Genomic DNA, 15,444 nt, shown 5'->3' on the forward strand with positions numbered 1-15,444 from the left:
CGCCGCAGATCAACGAAAAGGGCGGGCCGGTCGGCGTTCGTGATGGCGGGGCGGTCAGCCTACGGAGCTGTAGGCGACGACGCCTCGGCGCATCGCGTCCATCGCGCGGCGCGCGGTCTTGCGGATGTGGCTGTTCGGCGGGGCCGCGTCGGCGACCTGGCCGAGCAGGTCCAGCAGCTGCTTCACCGCGCGGACGAAGTCGCCGGCGGTCAGGTCGCTCTCCAGCAGCACCTCGTCGAGGTCGTCGCCCTTCGCCCACCGGTAGGCCGTCCACGCGAACCCGAGGTCGGGCTCCCGCAGGAACGACACCCGGTTGTCGTGCTCGACCGCCTCCAGCTCCCCCCACAGCCGCACCATCGCGGCGAGCGCGTCCTGCGCGGCGCCGGCCGGGGTGCGGGGCGGGGCCGCGTCGTCGGGCTGCCGCGACTCGTACACCAGCGCCGACACGCACGCGGCCAGCTCGGCGTGGCCGAGCTTCTCCCACAGCCCCTCGCGCAGGCTCTCCGCGGTCAGCAGGTCGAGCTCGTTGTAGATGCGGCCGAGGCGGCGGCCCTCGTCGGTGACGGAGTCGCCGTCGAGGTACCCGAGCTGCTGCAGGACGGCGCACACCCGGTCGAAGGTGCGGGCGATCACCTGGGAGCGGCCCTCGACGCGGCGGCGCAGCTGCTCGGTCTCCCGGTCCAGGCGGTGGTACCGCTCGGCCCAGCGGGCGTGGTCCTCGCGCTTGTCGCAGCCGTGCACCGGGTGGCGGCGCAGGTCGGCGCGCAGCCGGGTGATCTCGGCGTCCTCGGCCGCGGCGGAGTCGGCGCGGGACCGCTTGCGCTCGCGGACGTCGTCGGGCACCCGGTTGCGCAGCGTGGACGCCAGGTCGCGGCGGTCCTGCGGGTTGCGGGGGCTGAACGACTTCGGGATCCGGATCCGGTCGACCGGCTCCACGGCGCGCGGGAAGTCCTGGATCGACAGCCGCTGCACCGACCGGTTGACCGTCAGCACCAGCGGCGCCGGCCCGTCCGAGCGCCGCCCCACCCCCGGGTCGAGGACGACGGCGAGCCCGGAGCGGCGCCCCGACGGCACGATCACCACGTCGCCGGGCCGCAGCCGCTCCAGCGACTTCGCGGCCTCCGCGCGGCGCGCCGACGACCGCTCCCGGGACAGCTCCGCCTCCCGCTCCGACAGCCGCCGCCGCATCGCCGCGTACTCCATGAAGTCGCCGAGGTGGCACTGCGCCGCCTCGGCGTACCCCTCCAGCGCCTCCTCGTTCTTGCGGACCTGCCGGGCCAGCCCGACCACGGCCCGGTCGGCCTGGAACTGCGCGAACGACTCCTCCAGCAGCGTCCGGGCCCGCTCGACGCCGACGGCGCCGACCAGGTTCACCGCCATGTTGTACGACGGCCGGAAGCTGGAGTTCAGCGGGTAGGTGCGGGTGCCGGCGAGCCCGGCGACCGACGCCGGCTCCACGCTCGGGCCCCACACCACGACGGCGTGCCCCTCCACGTCGATGCCGCGCCGTCCCGCGCGGCCCGTCAGCTGCGTGTACTCGCCGGGGGTCAGGTCGACGTGCGCCTCGCCGTTCCACTTGTCGAGCTTCTCGATCACCACGGTGCGGGCCGGCATGTTGATGCCGAGCGCGAGCGTCTCCGTCGCGAACACCGCCTTGATCAGCCCGCGGGTGAACAGCTCCTCGACGATCTCCTTGAACGTCGGCAGCATCCCGGCGTGGTGCGCGGCGACGCCGCGCTGCAGCGCCTCCAGGAAGTCGCCGAACCCGAGGATCCGCAGGTCCTCCGGCGCGATGTCGGCGGTGCGCAGCTCGGCGTGCGCGCGGATCTCCTCCGACTCCTCCTTGGACGTCAGCCGGACCCCCGCGTGCAGGCACTGCAGGACGGCCGCGTCGCAGCCGGCGCGGGAGAAGATGAACGTGATCGCCGGGAGCAGCCCGGCGCGCTCCAGCCGCTCGATCACGTCCGGGCGGGCCGGGGGCCGGAACCGCTGCGGGCGCGGCGCCCGGCGGCGGCCGGTGCGGCGGCCCTGGTTGACCTTGGCGCGCCGGACCTCCTCCACCGCCATCCGGGTCAGCTGCGGGTTCAGCCGGGCCTGCCGGTCCTTGCCCTTGCCGGTGTCGACGAACAGGTCGTACAGGCGGGTGCCGACGAGCATGTGCTGGAACAGCGGGACGGGGCGGTGCTCGTCCACGATCACGGCGGTGTCGCCGCGGACCTCGTGCAGCCACTCGCCGAACTCCTCGGCGTTGGACACCGTCGCCGACAGCGCCACGATCCGCACCGAGTCGGGGACGTGGATGATCACCTCCTCCCAGACCGCGCCGCGGAACCGGTCGGCGAGGTAGTGGACCTCGTCCATCACCACGAACGCCAGGCCCGCGAGGGTCTGCGACCCCGCGTACAGCATGTTCCGCAGCACCTCGGTCGTCATCACGACGATCGGCGCCTCGCCGTTCACGCTGTTGTCGCCGGTGAGCAGCCCCACCTTCTCCGGCCCGTAGCGGCGGACGAGGTCGGCGTACTTCTGGTTCGACAGCGCCTTGATCGGCGTGGTGTAGAAGCACTTGGCGCCGCCGGTGAGGGCGAGGTGGACGGCGAACTCCCCCACCACCGTCTTCCCGGATCCGGTGGGCGCGGCGACCAGGACGCCGCTGCCGTCCTCCAGCGCCCGGCACGCCTCCAGCTGGAACGCGTCCAGCTCGAAGTCGTACAGGGTGCGGAAGTCCAGCAGGGCCGGGCCGTTCCCGGCGGTGCGCCTGCGGTAGGCGGCGTACCGCTGGGCAGGAGTCTGGTCGGCCGACGCCGTGTCGGGGGTGGTCATGCCTTCGAGCCTACGGTTTCGACCGGCCCGATACCCAATTCGCGGTCAGCGGGCCGCGTCGCCCTTCTCCAGCTCGGCGTCGATCGCGTCCAGGTCGAGCGGGGACGCCTCGTCGTCCGACAGGCCCTCATAGGGGTCGGGGCGGCGCGCACGGCGGCGGTCGTTGAGGAACGCCAGCAGCGCCGCGACCTCGAACAGCAGCACGGTCGGCAGCGCCAGCGCCAGCATCGTGAACGGGTCGGCGCTCGGCGTGGCGACCGCCGAGAACACGAAGATGCCGAAAAGGATCATGCGCTGGAAGCGGCGGATCCGCTTGGAGCTGAGCACCCCGGCCAGGTTCAGGACGACCACGAACAGCGGGAGCTCGAACGTCAGCCCGAACACCAGCAGCATCGTCAGCACGTAGCCGAGGTAGCTGTCGACCGTGATCAGCGGTTTGACGTCGTCGGCGACGAACCCGAGGAAGATCGCCAGGCCCTTGTCGACGGTCACGTAGGCCAGCGCCGTGCCGACGAAGAACAGCGGGACCGCGGCGCCCAGGAACACATACGTCCAGCGCCGCTCGCGGCTGTACAGGCCCGGCGCGACGAACGCCCACAGCTGGTACAGCCACACCGGGGCGGAGATCACCGCGCCGATGATGCAGGCGATCTTCAGCTTCAGGAAGAACGAGGAGAAGATCCCGTTGACGAACAGGGAGCACTGGTCCTTGTCGATCACATGGGACTGCGGCAGCGAGCAGTACGGCTGCTTCAGGAAGTCCCACACGGGGTCGAACAGCAGCCAGCCGACGATCGCGCCGACCACGAAGGCCAGGATCGCCTTGATCAACCGGTTCCGCAGCTCACGGAGGTGGTCCATGAGGGGCATGCGGCCGTCGGGGGCGGCGTCGTGCCTGCTCAGCTTCATCGTCGGCATTCGGGCTCGGGGGTCGGCGGGAATCGTCGGCGGCCGGGCCGCTCAGCCCTGGCGGAGCTTGCCCGGGTCCGACACCGGCACGCCCTGGATCGGCTCACCGGACCCGATCGCGCCGCGCGGGCGCTGCCCGGCCTCGCCGGCCGCCGCCTCGCGGTCCAGCCGCGCCGCCTCCTCGCGCAGCCGCGCCGCGCGCTCCCGCGGGTCCTCCGGCTGCGCCGAGGCCTGCGCCGGGGCGGCCGCCTGCGCGGGCCGGTCCGCGGGCGCGTCGTCGTCGTCCTCGCGCAGCCCCTTGGTCTCGGCCTTGAGGATCCGCGCCGACTTGCCCAGCGACCGGGCGAGCTGCGGCAGCTTCGCCGAGCCGAAGATCAGCACGACGACCAGCAGGATGATGAGCAGTTCGGGAGTCCCGATGTTCGGCATGGCAGTCCTCTTCAGCAGAATGTCACTCAGGCCGATCGTACGCCCTCACCGGGCGTTTGTGACGAACGGGCGTCCTCGGTACGGGAGAGTTCATCGCGCAGCGCCGACTGTTTCGGCTCCAGCCTCCGCCTGGTGCGCTCCAGTTCACGACCGAAACGCCGCACGCCGAGCCACACCTTGAAGGCGCACCAAGCGAGCACGGCCAGGCCGGCGAAGCCCAGCGACACCGACACCGCGACCCACATCACCCGGCCACGTTATCCGATCCGCGGCACCGCGCCCCACCCTCGCGCCGGCCCGCGCCGCCGGGTCGCGCCCTCAGCCCATGCCGTAGCGGGCCAGCGCCCGCGCCGCGTCCTCCCGCACCGCGGCGGCGACGCCCTCGGGCGCCACCACGCGGCCCTGGTCGCCGAGCCGCAGCGCCAGGCCCCGGATCCAGCGCGCGTCCGGGGTCCGCAGGACGACCCGCAGCCGCCCCTCCCCCAGCTCCTCCACGCTCTCGCACGGGTAGTAGTCGGCCACCCACCGGCCGCGCGGCGTCAGCTCCAGCGCCACCGCCTCGTCCTGCGGCGACGGCCGGAACAGGCCCGCGTCCACGTCGATCGGCTCGGCCTCGTCCGGCACCTGCGCGGGGACGTCCAGCACCGACAGGTCGGCGATCCGGTCCAGCTTGAACAGCCGCACCGCCTCCGCCCGCCGGCACCACCCCTCCAGGTAGGTGTTGCCCTCCACGACCAGCAGCCGCATCGGGTCGACGTCCCGCTCGGTGTTCTCGTCGCGCGCGGGCACGTAGTACGTCAGGTGCACGCGGCGCCCCGCGGCGATGGCGTCGCGCAGCACGCCGACCGCGGTGCGGGCCGGGTCGGCGGTCCCGCCGTAGGCGTCCACCTCCACCGCGACCTTGCTGGACACCGCCGCGGCCTCCCCCGCCGCGCTCTCCAGCTTCGCGATCACCCGGCTGAGGGCGTCGCGGTCGTCCAGGTCGGGGATCCCCGCCAGCATCCGCAGCGCCACCAGCAGCGCCGACGCCTCGTCCACCTTCAGCCGCAGCGGCCGGGCGATCGACTCCGCCTCCGCGACCGTGATCTCCCCGCCCTCGTAGGACAGGTCGATCGGGCAGTACGGGTCGGGCGCCCGCAGCTCCACGCACCACAGCAGGTTCAGGTCGTCGATCAGCTGCTTCTCGGTCACCCCGAACGCCGCCGCGGCCTCGCCGAGCAGCACCGAGTCGCGGTTCACCACGTACGGGACGAGCGCCAGCAGCCGCCCCAGCCGGTCGGTGGACGTCGTCGCCCCCGCCTTGCCGCTCATCGGGCCTCCCCCGCTTCCTCCGGCCGCCCGCCGGTGGACGCCAGCACCGACTTCAGGTGCTGGATCACCGCCTCCCGCAGATCCGGCGGGTCGAGCACCACCACGTCGTCGGCGAACCGCGCCAGGTAGGGCGCGAACCGGTCCGCCTCGCGGAACGTCAGGACCGCCTCGTCCCACTCGCCGTCCCACCCCGCGTCCTCGGCCGGGCGGACGTCGCGGGCCCACCGCCGCGGGCCCTGTGCGGCGCCGCGCCGCAGCCGCACCGTCGCCGGCCGCGGCTCGCTCACCGGGTCGCCCCAGTCGAACGCGATGCGCCGCACGTCCACCCCGTCCGGGACCGTCACCGACCCGGCCGGGCCGTCGGCGGCGACGTCCCCGACGACGCGGCTCAGCCGGAACACCCGCTGCTCGTCGCGGTCGCGGTCGAACCCGACCACGTACCAGCGGCCGCGGCGGCTCACCACGCCCCACGGCTCCAGGTGCCGGCGCGCCACCGACGTGCGCCCGATGCCCTGGTAGTCGAACGCCACCGGGCGGCCGTCCCGCACCGCCTCCCACAGCGCGGCGAACGCCGGCTCGTGGGTGTTCACCCGCGGCTCGATCCCCACCGCGGGGGCCGCGTCGGTCTCCACGCCCGCCGCGCGCAGCTTCAGCAGCGCCCCCGACGCGGCCTCGGCCATGCTCGCCCGCTGCCATACCCGCGCCGCGAGGCCCAGCACCGCGGCCTCGTCCGGCGTCAGGTGGATGTCGGGCAGCTCGTAGGCCTGCGGCGGGATCCGGTACCCGATCTCCTCACCGCCGCCGCCCTGCAGGTCGCTGCCCACCTCCAGCGGGACGCCGAGCTCGCGCAGCTCCTCCTTGTCCCGCTCGAACATGCGCTTGAACGCCTCGTCGGAGTCCGGGTAGCCGGGCACCGCCCGGCGGATCTGCTCGGCCGTCAGATAGCGCCGGGTCGCGAGCAGGCAGACCACCAGATTCAGCAGGCGCTCGGTCTTGCGCCGCGACACTCCGCCACCACCTCGTTCCTCCGTGAGCCCCCGCCCGGGTGGGCCGGTCGTCCCCGCGAGCCGTCGTGCAGGACGCTACCGTTTCCCGGTGTGATCCGATGGCGCAAAGGCACAGTTGAGGACATCCGCCGCGAATGGCCGGGAGCGGTCGAGCTGAACGTCTCGATCGGGGGCGACGGCACGCACCGCGCGCTGGCCTATCCCGCCCTGGTGGGACGGCCCGAACCGGGCGATACCGTCCTGCTCAACACTACGGCCTTGGCGATGGGCCTCGGCACGGGCGGCTACGCGATGGTCGTCGCGGTGCCCGACCGGCTCCCTCCCGACCCCGCCGGCCCGGGCCACCTCGTCAAGGCCCGCTACACGCCCCTGCAGGCCACCGTCCTCGGCGCCGACGAGCAGGGCTCCCCCCACCACGACCTGCTCCGCGACGCCGACTCGCTCGGCGGCATGCCCGTCATCGTCGCCGACCTGCACTCCGCGCTGCCGCCGATCCTGGCCGCGCTGCTGGCCGCCCGGCCCTCAGCCCGCGTCGTGTACGTCATGCAGGACGGCGGGGCGCTGCCGTCCTGGTTCTCCATGTCCATCGCCCGGCTCAGGGAGGCCGGGGCCCTCGCCGCCACCGTCACCGTCGGGCAGGCGTTCGGGGGCGACCTCGAAGCCGTCACCGTCCACACCGGGCTGCTGGCCGCGCGGCTCGTCCTCGGCGCGGACGCCGTCATCCTCGCCCAGGGGCCCGGCAACCTCGGGACCGGGACGGCGTGGGGGTTCTCCGGCGTCGCGGCCGGGGAGGGCGTGAACGCGGCGTCCGTCCTCGGGGGGCGGCCCGTCGGGTCGCTGCGCGTCAGCGAGGGCGACCGGCGGGAGCGCCACATCGGCGTCTCCCACCACTGCCTCACCGCCTACGGCCGCGTCGCGCTCGCCGCCGCCGACATCCCCGTCCCCGAGCTCGGCGGCCCCTTCGGCGCCCGCGTCGCCGCCGAGGCCGCGCCGCTCGGCGACCGGCACCGGCTCGTCCCCGTCCCCGTCGACGGCCTGCACGAGACGCTGCGGGCCGCCGAGAAGGACTGGGGGGTCCGGCTGTCCACGATGGGCCGCCGCCTCGACGCGGACCTCGCCTACTTCCTCACCGCCGCGGCCGCCGGCCGCCACACCGCCGGGCTGCTCGGCTAGCTCCGCAGGGCCGCCGACCCGGCGCCGGCGGTCTCCCCGGCGGTCTCCCCCGCGGCGGCCTCCTCGGCCGTGTAGGCCGAACTGAACGTGAACGCGCGCGGGGACGGGCCCTCGGCGCGCAGCAGCGCGAGGCGATCCAGGGCCTCCTCCACCGTCGGGACGTGGCCCGCCGGGATCCACCACATGACGAGGTGCGCCTCCGCGTGCCGGTCGAACCACTCGCGGCGGCGCCGCATCGTCCCGAGGTGCGCGCTGCGGTAGACGAAGTCCCACAGCGCCTCCGCGGACTCCCACACCGAGTAGTTGACGATCACGTCCGCGCCGGCGGGGCGCATGCCGGTGGCGTCGGGCCGGCCCTCCTCCACCAGCCGCCACACGAAGCCCGGCGCCGCGTCGGCGAGCGCGTTCACCGGATCCAGGAGCGCGACGAAGTCCGCCGTGCGCGGGTCGTCGAGGGGGTGGCGGAGCGTGGCGACGTTGAACTGGGCGAGGTGGTACCGGGCGTCTTCGGTCATGATCCCCAGCCCACCACGGGACGCGCTTCTATGTCAATCCTGGTTGTTTTTAGAAGGTTCGGCCGCCACGCAGCACCAGCCCGGACGCGGATCCATCCGCACCCGCACCGCCGACCCCTCCGTCAGCCCCTCCAGCAGCGCCAGGTTCATCCCGCACACCAGCGGCGGGAACTGCTCCGCCACCGCGTGGAAGGGGCAGTTGCGCATGCGCAGGACGCCGGCCTCCTCGTCCCGGACCGGCTCGTAGCCGCGCTCGGCGAGCACCTCCGCCAGCTCCCCGATGCCGCCGGGCCGCTCCCGCAGCGCTCGCCCGCGGCGGCGCGCCGCGTCCTGCAGCTCCATGTCCAGGCCCGCCGACTCGGCCGCCTCGGCCAGCAGGCCCGCCGCCGTCCGGTAGTCGCGCCCCGGCACCGACACGGCCCGCTCCACCGCCGACCGCCGGTACACCTTCGCCGGACGCCCCGCACCCGGCCCCGACCGGCCCGTCAGCCGCCGGCTGCCCGCCTCCAGGAGCCCCGCGTCCACCAGCTTGTCCAGATGGAACGCGGCGAGGGTCCGCGCGACGCCCGCCGCCTCCGCCGCCTCGTTGCGCCCCACCTCGCGGCCGCGCGCGGCCACGTACTCGTACAGCCGCCGCCGCACCGGATCCTGCAGCAGCGCGATCGCGTCGATGTCCTCCACCCCGCCATTCTAAGAACAACGGGGGTGCCGCTTAGAACGCGGCGATCAGTTCACGCCGAGCAGGTCGACCACGAACACGAGCGTGTCGTCCCCCTTGATGCCGGCCTGCGCCAGCCCCTTCTTCCCGTAGCCCAGCGACGGCGGGACCACCAGCAGCATCCGGCTGCCCACCCGCTGGCCGACGAGGCCCTCGTCCCAGCCCTTCATCACCTGGCCGGTCCCGATCGGCACCGCGCGCGGGCCCGCCTTCGACCACGACTCGTCGAAGACCTGCCCGTTCCGCCAGAAGTACCCCGCGTACTGCAGCACCAGCAGCTGCCCCTTGCGCACCGCCGGGCCGTCCCCCTGCACCAGCGCCCGCACCTGCAGCTTCGCCGGCGGCGCCGACCGCGGCACCGTCACCACCGGGGCCCTGCCCGCCGGGGCCTCCGCCACCGCCGGCAGCCGCGGGTCGTTCAGCGGCGCCTGCCGCTTCCCGTGCGGGCCCGCCGTCCTGGAGTACACGGCCCGCACGTCCAGCACGTACACCAGCGTGTCGTCCGCCCCCACCTGGTGCTTCGGATCGCCGTCGGTGCCGAAACCGTCCTCCGGGGGGATCCGCGCCACCACGCGCGACCCCGCCCGCGCGCCCTCGAACGCCTTCACCAGCCCCGGCACGAGCTGCCCGGTCGGGAACGCGCCCGGCTGCCCCTTCACATAGCTGCTCGCCAGCAGCTTCCGCCCGTCCTTGCTCCAGCGGTAGCCCACATAGTCGGCCACCACCAGATCGCCCTTGCGGGCCGCCGCGCCCTTGCCCTCCTTGAGGGTCTCCACCGCCAGCGAGTCACCCGGCTCGCCCTTCGGGAACTTCACCTCCGGGACCTTCCCGAAGTCGCCCCGCACCGTCACGTCCACGCCGTCGCCGCCCCACCAGCACCCCGCCGACAGCGCCAGCGGCGCGGCGAGCACGACGGCCAGGGACAACGACCGGAAACGGCGGCGCATACGGGGGTCCTCCGAGGGGTGCCGAGGGGTGACGACCGCTACTGCGCGCTCACCCTACCCCGCGCGTGACCAGCCGGTAGCGCCCGGCGCGCGTGTCGCGGCCGCCGCCGCGGCACGCGCCGCCGGAGGCCCCGCTACATGCCCGCGATCAGCTTGTCGACCCGCTCGTCGACCGAGCGGAACGGGTCCTTGCACAGCACCGTCCGCTGCGCCTGGTCGTTCAGCTTCAGGTGCACCCAGTCCACCGTGAAGTCGCGCCGCTTCTCCTGCGCCTTCCGGATGAACTCGCCGCGCAGCCGCGCCCGCGTCGTCTGCGGCGGCACCGACTTGGCCTCGAAGATGTCCAGGTCGCGGGTCACCCGGTCGACCGAGCCGCGCTTCTCCAGCAGGTAGTACAGCCCCCGGTCGCGGTGGACGTCGTGGTACGTCAGGTCCAGCTGCGCCACCCGCGGCGACGACAGCGGCAGGTCGTACTTCCGCCGGTACCGCTCGATGAGCTTGTACTTCGTCACCCAGTCGATCTCGCGCGAGACGAGGTCCAGGTCGCCCGTCTCCACGGCGCGCAGCGTCCGCTCCCACAGCTCCAGCACCCGCTCCGCCGTGGCGTCGCCGCCGCGCGCGTCCACGAAGTCGCGCGCCTTCCCGAAGTACTCCTTCTGGATCTCCAGCGAACTCGCCTCGCGGCCGTTGGCCAGCCGCACCTTCCGCCGGCCCGTCATGTCGTGGCTCACCTCGCGGATCGCCCGGATCGGGTTCTCCAGCGTCAGGTCGCGCATCACCACCCCGGCCTCGATCATCCGCAGCACCAGGTCGGTCGCCCCGACCTTCAGCAGCATCGTGGTCTCGCTCATGTTCGAGTCGCCGACGATCACGTGCAGCCGCCGGAACCGCTCGGCGTCCGCGTGCGGCTCGTCCCGCGTGTTGATGATGGGGCGCGACCGCGTCGTCGCCGAGGACACGCCCTCCCAGATGTGCTCCGCCCGCTGCGACACGCAGTACACCGCGCCGCGCGGCGTCTGCAGCACCTTGCCGGCGCCGCAGATGATCTGCCGCGTGACCAGGTACGGGATCAGCACGTCCGCCAGCCGGCCGAACTCGCCGTGCCGGCCCACCAGGTAGTTCTCGTGGCAGCCGTAGGAGTTGCCCGCCGAGTCGGTGTTGTTCTTGAACAGATAGATGTCGCCGGCGATGCCCTCCTCGCGGAGCCGCCGCTCGGCGTCCACCAGCAGACCCTCCAGGATCCGCTCGCCCGCCTTGTCATGCGTCACCAGGTCGACGACCGAGTCGCACTCCGGTGTCGCGTACTCCGGGTGACTCCCCACGTCCAGATAGAGCCGCGCCCCGTTGCGCAGGAACACGTTGCTGCTACGACCCCACGACACCACCCTCCGGAACAGATAGCGCGCCACCTCGTCCGGTGACAGCCGCCGCTGCCCGCGGAACGTACACGTGACGCCGTACTCGTTCTCAAGCCCGAAGATGCGCCTGTCCACAACCCAGACCCTATGCGGCCGGGCCCCGACTTGGCAGTCTCTCGACCCCACCGTTTCCCGCGGACCCCCGCGCACGCGACGGGCCCGCCGCGGCGGAGGCGGCCGCAGCCGCCCCGCCCCGGCGGGCCCGCATCCGGCCGGCGCCCGCACGGCACCGGCCCGCGCCTCAGTCCTCGTCCGCCTCCGGCGCCGCACCCGCGGAGCCCTCGGACGCGGCACCCGGCCCCGAAGCCGGCGCCGCGGTGCCGTCGGCCGCCGACAGCAGATCCGCGATCCGCGCCGCCGTCAGCCGCTTGAACAGCCGGTGCTCCCGGTTGCGGTCGAGCACCGCGACCTCCAGCGACGTCGCCTCCAGGTGCCGGTCGGCGTCCTGCGCCTCCAGCGCCCGCACGGCCGTCCGCAGCGCGTCCACCAGCGACGAGCCCTCGCGGTAGCCGTCCTTCAGCGACTGCGCCACCGCGTCGGCCTGCCCGCCCATCGCGACGTAGCCGTGCTCGTCCGCCACCGAGCCGTCGAACGTCAGCCGGTAGATCTGGTCGGTCTCGGCGTCCTCCCCGACCTCGGCGACGACGATCTCGACCTCGTACGGCTTGTTCGTCTCCGTGAAGATGGTCCCCAGCGACTGCGCGTACACGTTCGCGAGCCCCCGGGCCGTCACATCGCGGCGGTCGTACTGGTAGCCGTTGATGTCGGCGTACCGCACCCCGCCGAGCCTCAGGTTCTCGAACTCGTTGTACTTCCCCACCGCCGCGAACGCGATCCGGTCGTAGATCTCACTGATCTTGTGCAGTGCCCGCGACGGGTTGTCCGCCACGAACAGGATGCCGTCGTCGTACTGCAGGACCACGACACTGCGGCCGCGCGCGATGCCTTTGCGCGCGTAGTCCGCCTTGTCCTTCATCTGCTGTTCGGGCGACACGTAGAACGGCATGGACACCGGTCAGGATCCCTTCTATCGCAGCGGGGCGGTCGGACCGCCCGGCGAGTCGTAACGTCCGTCGACGACGGCCTGCGCCAGCGCGCCCACCTCGTCCTCGCCCAGCCGGCGATACCCGTCGGACGTCACCGACGCCACCACCGGGAAGATCCGCCGCGCCAGATCGGGCCCGCCCGTCGCCGAGTCGTCGTCGGCGGCGTCGTACAGCGACTGCACGCACGCGAGCGCCGCGTCCTCCGCCGACAGGTCCGCCCGGTACAGCTTCTTCAGCGCACCGCGCGCGAACACCGAACCCGAGCCGATCGAGTGGAAGTCCCGCTCCTCGTACCGGCCCCCCGCCGGGTCGTAGGAGAAGATCCGGCCCTCGTCCCGCTCCTCGTCGTAGCCCGCGAACAGCGGCACCACCGCGAGGCCCTGCATCGCCATCCCGAGGTTCTGCCGCACCATCGTCGCCAGCCGGTTCGCCTTGCCCTCCACCGACAGCGTCCGGCCCTCGCGCTTCTCGTAGTGCTCGAGCTCCACCTGGAACAGCCGGACCATCTCGATCCCGATCCCGGCCGTCCCGGCGATCGCGATCGCGGAGAACTCGTCCGCGCGGAACACCTTCTCGATGTCGCGCTGCGCGATGACGTTGCCCGCCGTCGCCCGCCGGTCCCCCGCCATCACCACCCCGCCGGGGAAGCTCACCGCCACGATCGTCGTCCCGTGCGGGATGTCCTCCCCCGCCCGCGACGCCGGCGGCGTCCGCCCGCCCGGCAGCAGCTGCGGGGAGTACGCCCCCAGGAACTCGGTGAACGACGACGTGTCCGGGTTCGCGAACAACCCGGGCAGACGTCCGGTGTGCGATTCGTGGGACGCCACGCGACTCCCTTCCCTCCACCATGGCGCCGGCGCTCCAACCCCACCGGCACGGACGTCTACGACCCTACTGTTCAAGGTCGCCCGCGCGCATGCCGCGTCACCCCCGCCACGTCAGCCCACGGCGAACCCCGCGCCCGCCCGGCACCCGCGGCGGCCGGTCCGGGGCACCCCCGGCATGAGACATGGGCGGGACCGCGCAGGCCCGCCCATGTCCTTACCGTCGCCGAAGTCGGTCACAGAGAGAAGAGCAGATCGTTCCCCTCGAAATTCATCCCAGCCGGGAGCTCACTGGCCGCCCTTTTGGACATACGACCTGATGAATTCCTCTGCGTTCTCTTCGAGCACTTCGTCTATTTCGTCCAGAATCGTGTCCACGTCGTCCGTGAGCTTCTCCTGGCGCTCTTGCACGTCCTCGGTGGTCGTGGCCTCGGTCTCCTCGACCTCTTCCGTGCGCCGGGTGGTCTGCTTCTGACCGCCGGTGTCCTTCGTGGCCATTCCGTACCTCCGCTCTGCCGGTGCCTCCGACCCTAGCCGGGATCATCGAGGGCGAGCGGATCCTGGGAGGTCCGTTTCGCCGTCTCCACCGGAGGCCGGGGGCATGCTCGGGTTATCGCCCGTCCACCGACGAGCGAAACGGGCAAAGCGGTCACGAAACCGAGATCTCACCCGTTGGCGCAGGTCAGTGCGGTGTTGGGGCTGGATGGCCACACTACCCGGTGGAACGCGGGGGCCGGGCGACCCGCGCAGGGCCCGGCTCCCGGAACGCCCTCGATCAGTTCTGGCCGGTCAGCGTGGCCACCAGGTCGGCCGCGGTGCGGCAGCGGTCCAGGAGGGCGCCCACGTGCTCCTTGGTGCCGCGCAGCGGCTCCAGCGTCGGGACGCGCTGGAGCGACTCCCGGCCCGGCACGTCGAAGATGACCGAGTCCCAGGACGCGGCGGCCACCGATTCGGCGTACTGGCGCAGGCACCGGCCGCGGAAGTAGGCCCGCGTGTCCTCGGGCGGGTCCTCGACGGCCGCCTGGACCTGCTCCTCGGTGACGACGCGGTCGATGCGGCCGCGGTCCACGAGGCGGTTGTAGAGGCCCTTGTCGGGTCGGATGTCGCTGTACTGGAGGTCGACCAGCTGCAGGCGCGGGTGGGACCAGTCGATGCCGTCGCGGCTGCGGTAGCCCTCCAGGAGGGCGAGCTTGGCGACCCAGTCGAGCTCGCGGGACAGCTGCATGGGGTCGTCGCCCAGGCGGTGCAGGACGGACTCCCAGCGGTCGAGGACGTCCTTGGTCATCTCGTCGACGTCGGCGCCGAAGCGGTCCTCGACGTACTTGCGGGACTGCTCGAGGTACTCCATCTGGAGCTGGACGGCGGTCATCTTGCGGCCGTCGCGCAGGGTGAGCAGGTGCTTGCAGGACGGGTCGTGGGACACGGCGCGCAGCGCGGCGACGGGCATGTCGACGGACAGGTCGACGGTGAGGAAGCCGTCCTCGATCATGGCGAGGACGAGCGAGGTGGTGCCGAGCTTGAGGTAGGTGGACAGCTCGGCCATGTTGGCGTCGCCGATGATGACGTGCAGCCGCCGGTACTTCTCGGGATCGGCGTGGGGCTCGTCGCGGGTGTTGATGATGGGGCGCTTGAGCGTGGTCTCCAGGCCGACCTCGACCTCGAAGAAGTCGGCGCGCTGGCTGATCTGGAAGCCGTCGCCGCGGCCGTCGACGCCGATGCCGACGCGGCCCGCGCCGGTGACGACCTGGCGGGAGACGAAGAACGGGGTGAGGTGCCGGACGATGTCGGCGAAGGGCGTCTCGCGGCGCATGAGGTAGTTCTCATGGCAGCCGTAGGAGGCGCCCTTGTTGTCGGTGTTGTTCTTGTAGAGCTGGATGGGGTGGGTGCCGGGGACGAGGGCGGCGCGCTGGGCGGCGTCGGCCATGACGCGCTCGCCGGCCTTGTCCCAGATGACGGCGTCGCGCGGGTTGGTGCACTCGGGCGCGGAGTACTCGGGGTGCGCGTGGTCGACGTAGAGCCGGGCGCCGTTGGTCAGGATGACGTTGGCGAGGCCGAGGTCCTCGTCGGTGAGCTGGGTGGGGTCGGCGACCTCGCGGGCGAGGTCGAACCCCCGGGCGTCGCGGAGCGGGTTCTCCTCCTCGAAGTCCCAGCGGGCCCTGCGGGCCCGCGCCGCCGACGCCGCGAGGTAGGCGTTGACGACCTGGGAGGAGGTCACCATCGCGTTGGCCCCTGGCTGCCCGGGTACGGAGATGCCGTACTCGGTCTCGATGCCCATCACCCGCCGAACACTCATATCGTCGAGCCTATCGGGGCCGCGGGGGTGG

At 73.0% G+C, this 15,444-nt stretch carries 15 protein-coding genes; 1 reads left to right on the forward strand and 14 read right to left on the reverse strand.

Features of this window, described 5'->3' with window-relative positions:
• Positions 1-54: 54 nt before the first annotated feature.
• From ABFX46_RS18525 to ABFX46_RS18550, 6 genes are all read right to left on the reverse strand, one after another.
• The gene (locus tag ABFX46_RS18525) at positions 55-2,823 is read right to left on the reverse strand and encodes a DEAD/DEAH box helicase (RefSeq protein WP_346043640.1); all 2,769 of its coding nucleotides are present in this window, start codon (positions 2,821-2,823) and stop codon (positions 55-57) included.
• Positions 2,824-2,868: 45 nt separating this feature from the next.
• Complete coding sequence (gene tatC, locus ABFX46_RS18530) at positions 2,869-3,732, reverse strand: twin-arginine translocase subunit TatC (protein WP_346043642.1); 864 nt, start codon at positions 3,730-3,732, stop codon at positions 2,869-2,871.
• A 51-nt stretch (positions 3,733-3,783) separates the two neighbouring features.
• On the reverse strand, positions 3,784-4,161 hold the full coding sequence (tatA, locus tag ABFX46_RS18535; RefSeq protein ID WP_346043644.1) for a Sec-independent protein translocase subunit TatA: 378 nt from the start codon (positions 4,159-4,161) through the stop codon (positions 3,784-3,786).
• A 26-nt stretch (positions 4,162-4,187) separates the two neighbouring features.
• On the reverse strand, positions 4,188-4,406 hold the full coding sequence (locus tag ABFX46_RS18540; RefSeq protein ID WP_346043716.1) for a hypothetical protein: 219 nt from the start codon (positions 4,404-4,406) through the stop codon (positions 4,188-4,190).
• 73 nt (positions 4,407-4,479) lie between these two features.
• Positions 4,480-5,472, reverse strand: a complete 993-nt coding sequence (locus tag ABFX46_RS18545) for a helix-turn-helix transcriptional regulator (RefSeq protein WP_346043645.1) — start codon at positions 5,470-5,472, stop codon at positions 4,480-4,482.
• Entirely contained in the window at positions 5,469-6,479 is a 1,011-nt protein-coding gene (locus tag ABFX46_RS18550) for a helix-turn-helix transcriptional regulator (RefSeq protein WP_346043647.1), read from the reverse strand. The genes ABFX46_RS18545 and ABFX46_RS18550 overlap by 4 nt, the downstream gene beginning before the upstream one ends.
• A 90-nt stretch (positions 6,480-6,569) precedes the next feature.
• Between ABFX46_RS18550 and ABFX46_RS18555 the strand changes: the two genes are divergently transcribed.
• Complete coding sequence (locus tag ABFX46_RS18555) at positions 6,570-7,652, forward strand: DUF3866 family protein (RefSeq protein ID WP_346043648.1); 1,083 nt, start codon at positions 6,570-6,572, stop codon at positions 7,650-7,652.
• On the opposite strand, the gene ABFX46_RS18560 is transcribed toward ABFX46_RS18555, so the two are convergent.
• The 8 genes from ABFX46_RS18560 to dop form a co-directional block, all read right to left on the reverse strand.
• On the reverse strand, positions 7,649-8,167 hold the full coding sequence (locus tag ABFX46_RS18560; protein ID WP_346043650.1) for a DUF3291 domain-containing protein: 519 nt from the start codon (positions 8,165-8,167) through the stop codon (positions 7,649-7,651). The genes ABFX46_RS18555 and ABFX46_RS18560 overlap by 4 nt on opposite strands.
• Positions 8,168-8,200: 33 nt before the next feature.
• Positions 8,201-8,848, reverse strand: coding sequence for a helix-turn-helix transcriptional regulator (locus ABFX46_RS18565; protein WP_346043652.1), 648 nt, complete (start codon positions 8,846-8,848; stop codon positions 8,201-8,203).
• Positions 8,849-8,893: 45 nt separating this feature from the next.
• Positions 8,894-9,832, reverse strand: a complete 939-nt coding sequence (locus ABFX46_RS18570) for an FKBP-type peptidyl-prolyl cis-trans isomerase (RefSeq protein ID WP_346043654.1) — start codon at positions 9,830-9,832, stop codon at positions 8,894-8,896.
• A 134-nt stretch (positions 9,833-9,966) separates the two neighbouring features.
• Positions 9,967-11,325 carry a Pup--protein ligase gene (gene pafA / locus ABFX46_RS18575; RefSeq protein WP_346043656.1) on the reverse strand — a complete coding sequence of 453 codons (1,359 nt, stop codon included), beginning with the start codon at positions 11,323-11,325 and terminating at the stop codon, positions 9,967-9,969.
• 166 nt (positions 11,326-11,491) lie between these two features.
• Complete coding sequence (gene prcA, locus ABFX46_RS18580) at positions 11,492-12,256, reverse strand: proteasome subunit alpha (protein ID WP_346043718.1); 765 nt, start codon at positions 12,254-12,256, stop codon at positions 11,492-11,494.
• A 21-nt stretch (positions 12,257-12,277) separates the two neighbouring features.
• Complete coding sequence (gene prcB, locus ABFX46_RS18585) at positions 12,278-13,123, reverse strand: proteasome subunit beta (protein WP_131941343.1); 846 nt, start codon at positions 13,121-13,123, stop codon at positions 12,278-12,280.
• A gap of 285 nt (positions 13,124-13,408) precedes the next feature.
• Positions 13,409-13,618 (reverse strand): ubiquitin-like protein Pup, encoded by a 210-nt coding sequence (locus ABFX46_RS18590; protein ID WP_131941341.1) that lies wholly within the window; start codon positions 13,616-13,618, stop codon positions 13,409-13,411.
• A 277-nt stretch (positions 13,619-13,895) separates the two neighbouring features.
• Entirely contained in the window at positions 13,896-15,413 is a 1,518-nt protein-coding gene (gene dop, locus ABFX46_RS18595; RefSeq protein WP_346043658.1) for a depupylase/deamidase Dop, read from the reverse strand.
• Positions 15,414-15,444 lie beyond the last annotated feature (31 nt).

Source organism: Actinomadura chokoriensis (assembly GCF_039529475.1).
Classification (GTDB): domain Bacteria; phylum Actinomycetota; class Actinomycetes; order Streptosporangiales; family Streptosporangiaceae; genus Spirillospora; species Spirillospora bangladeshensis.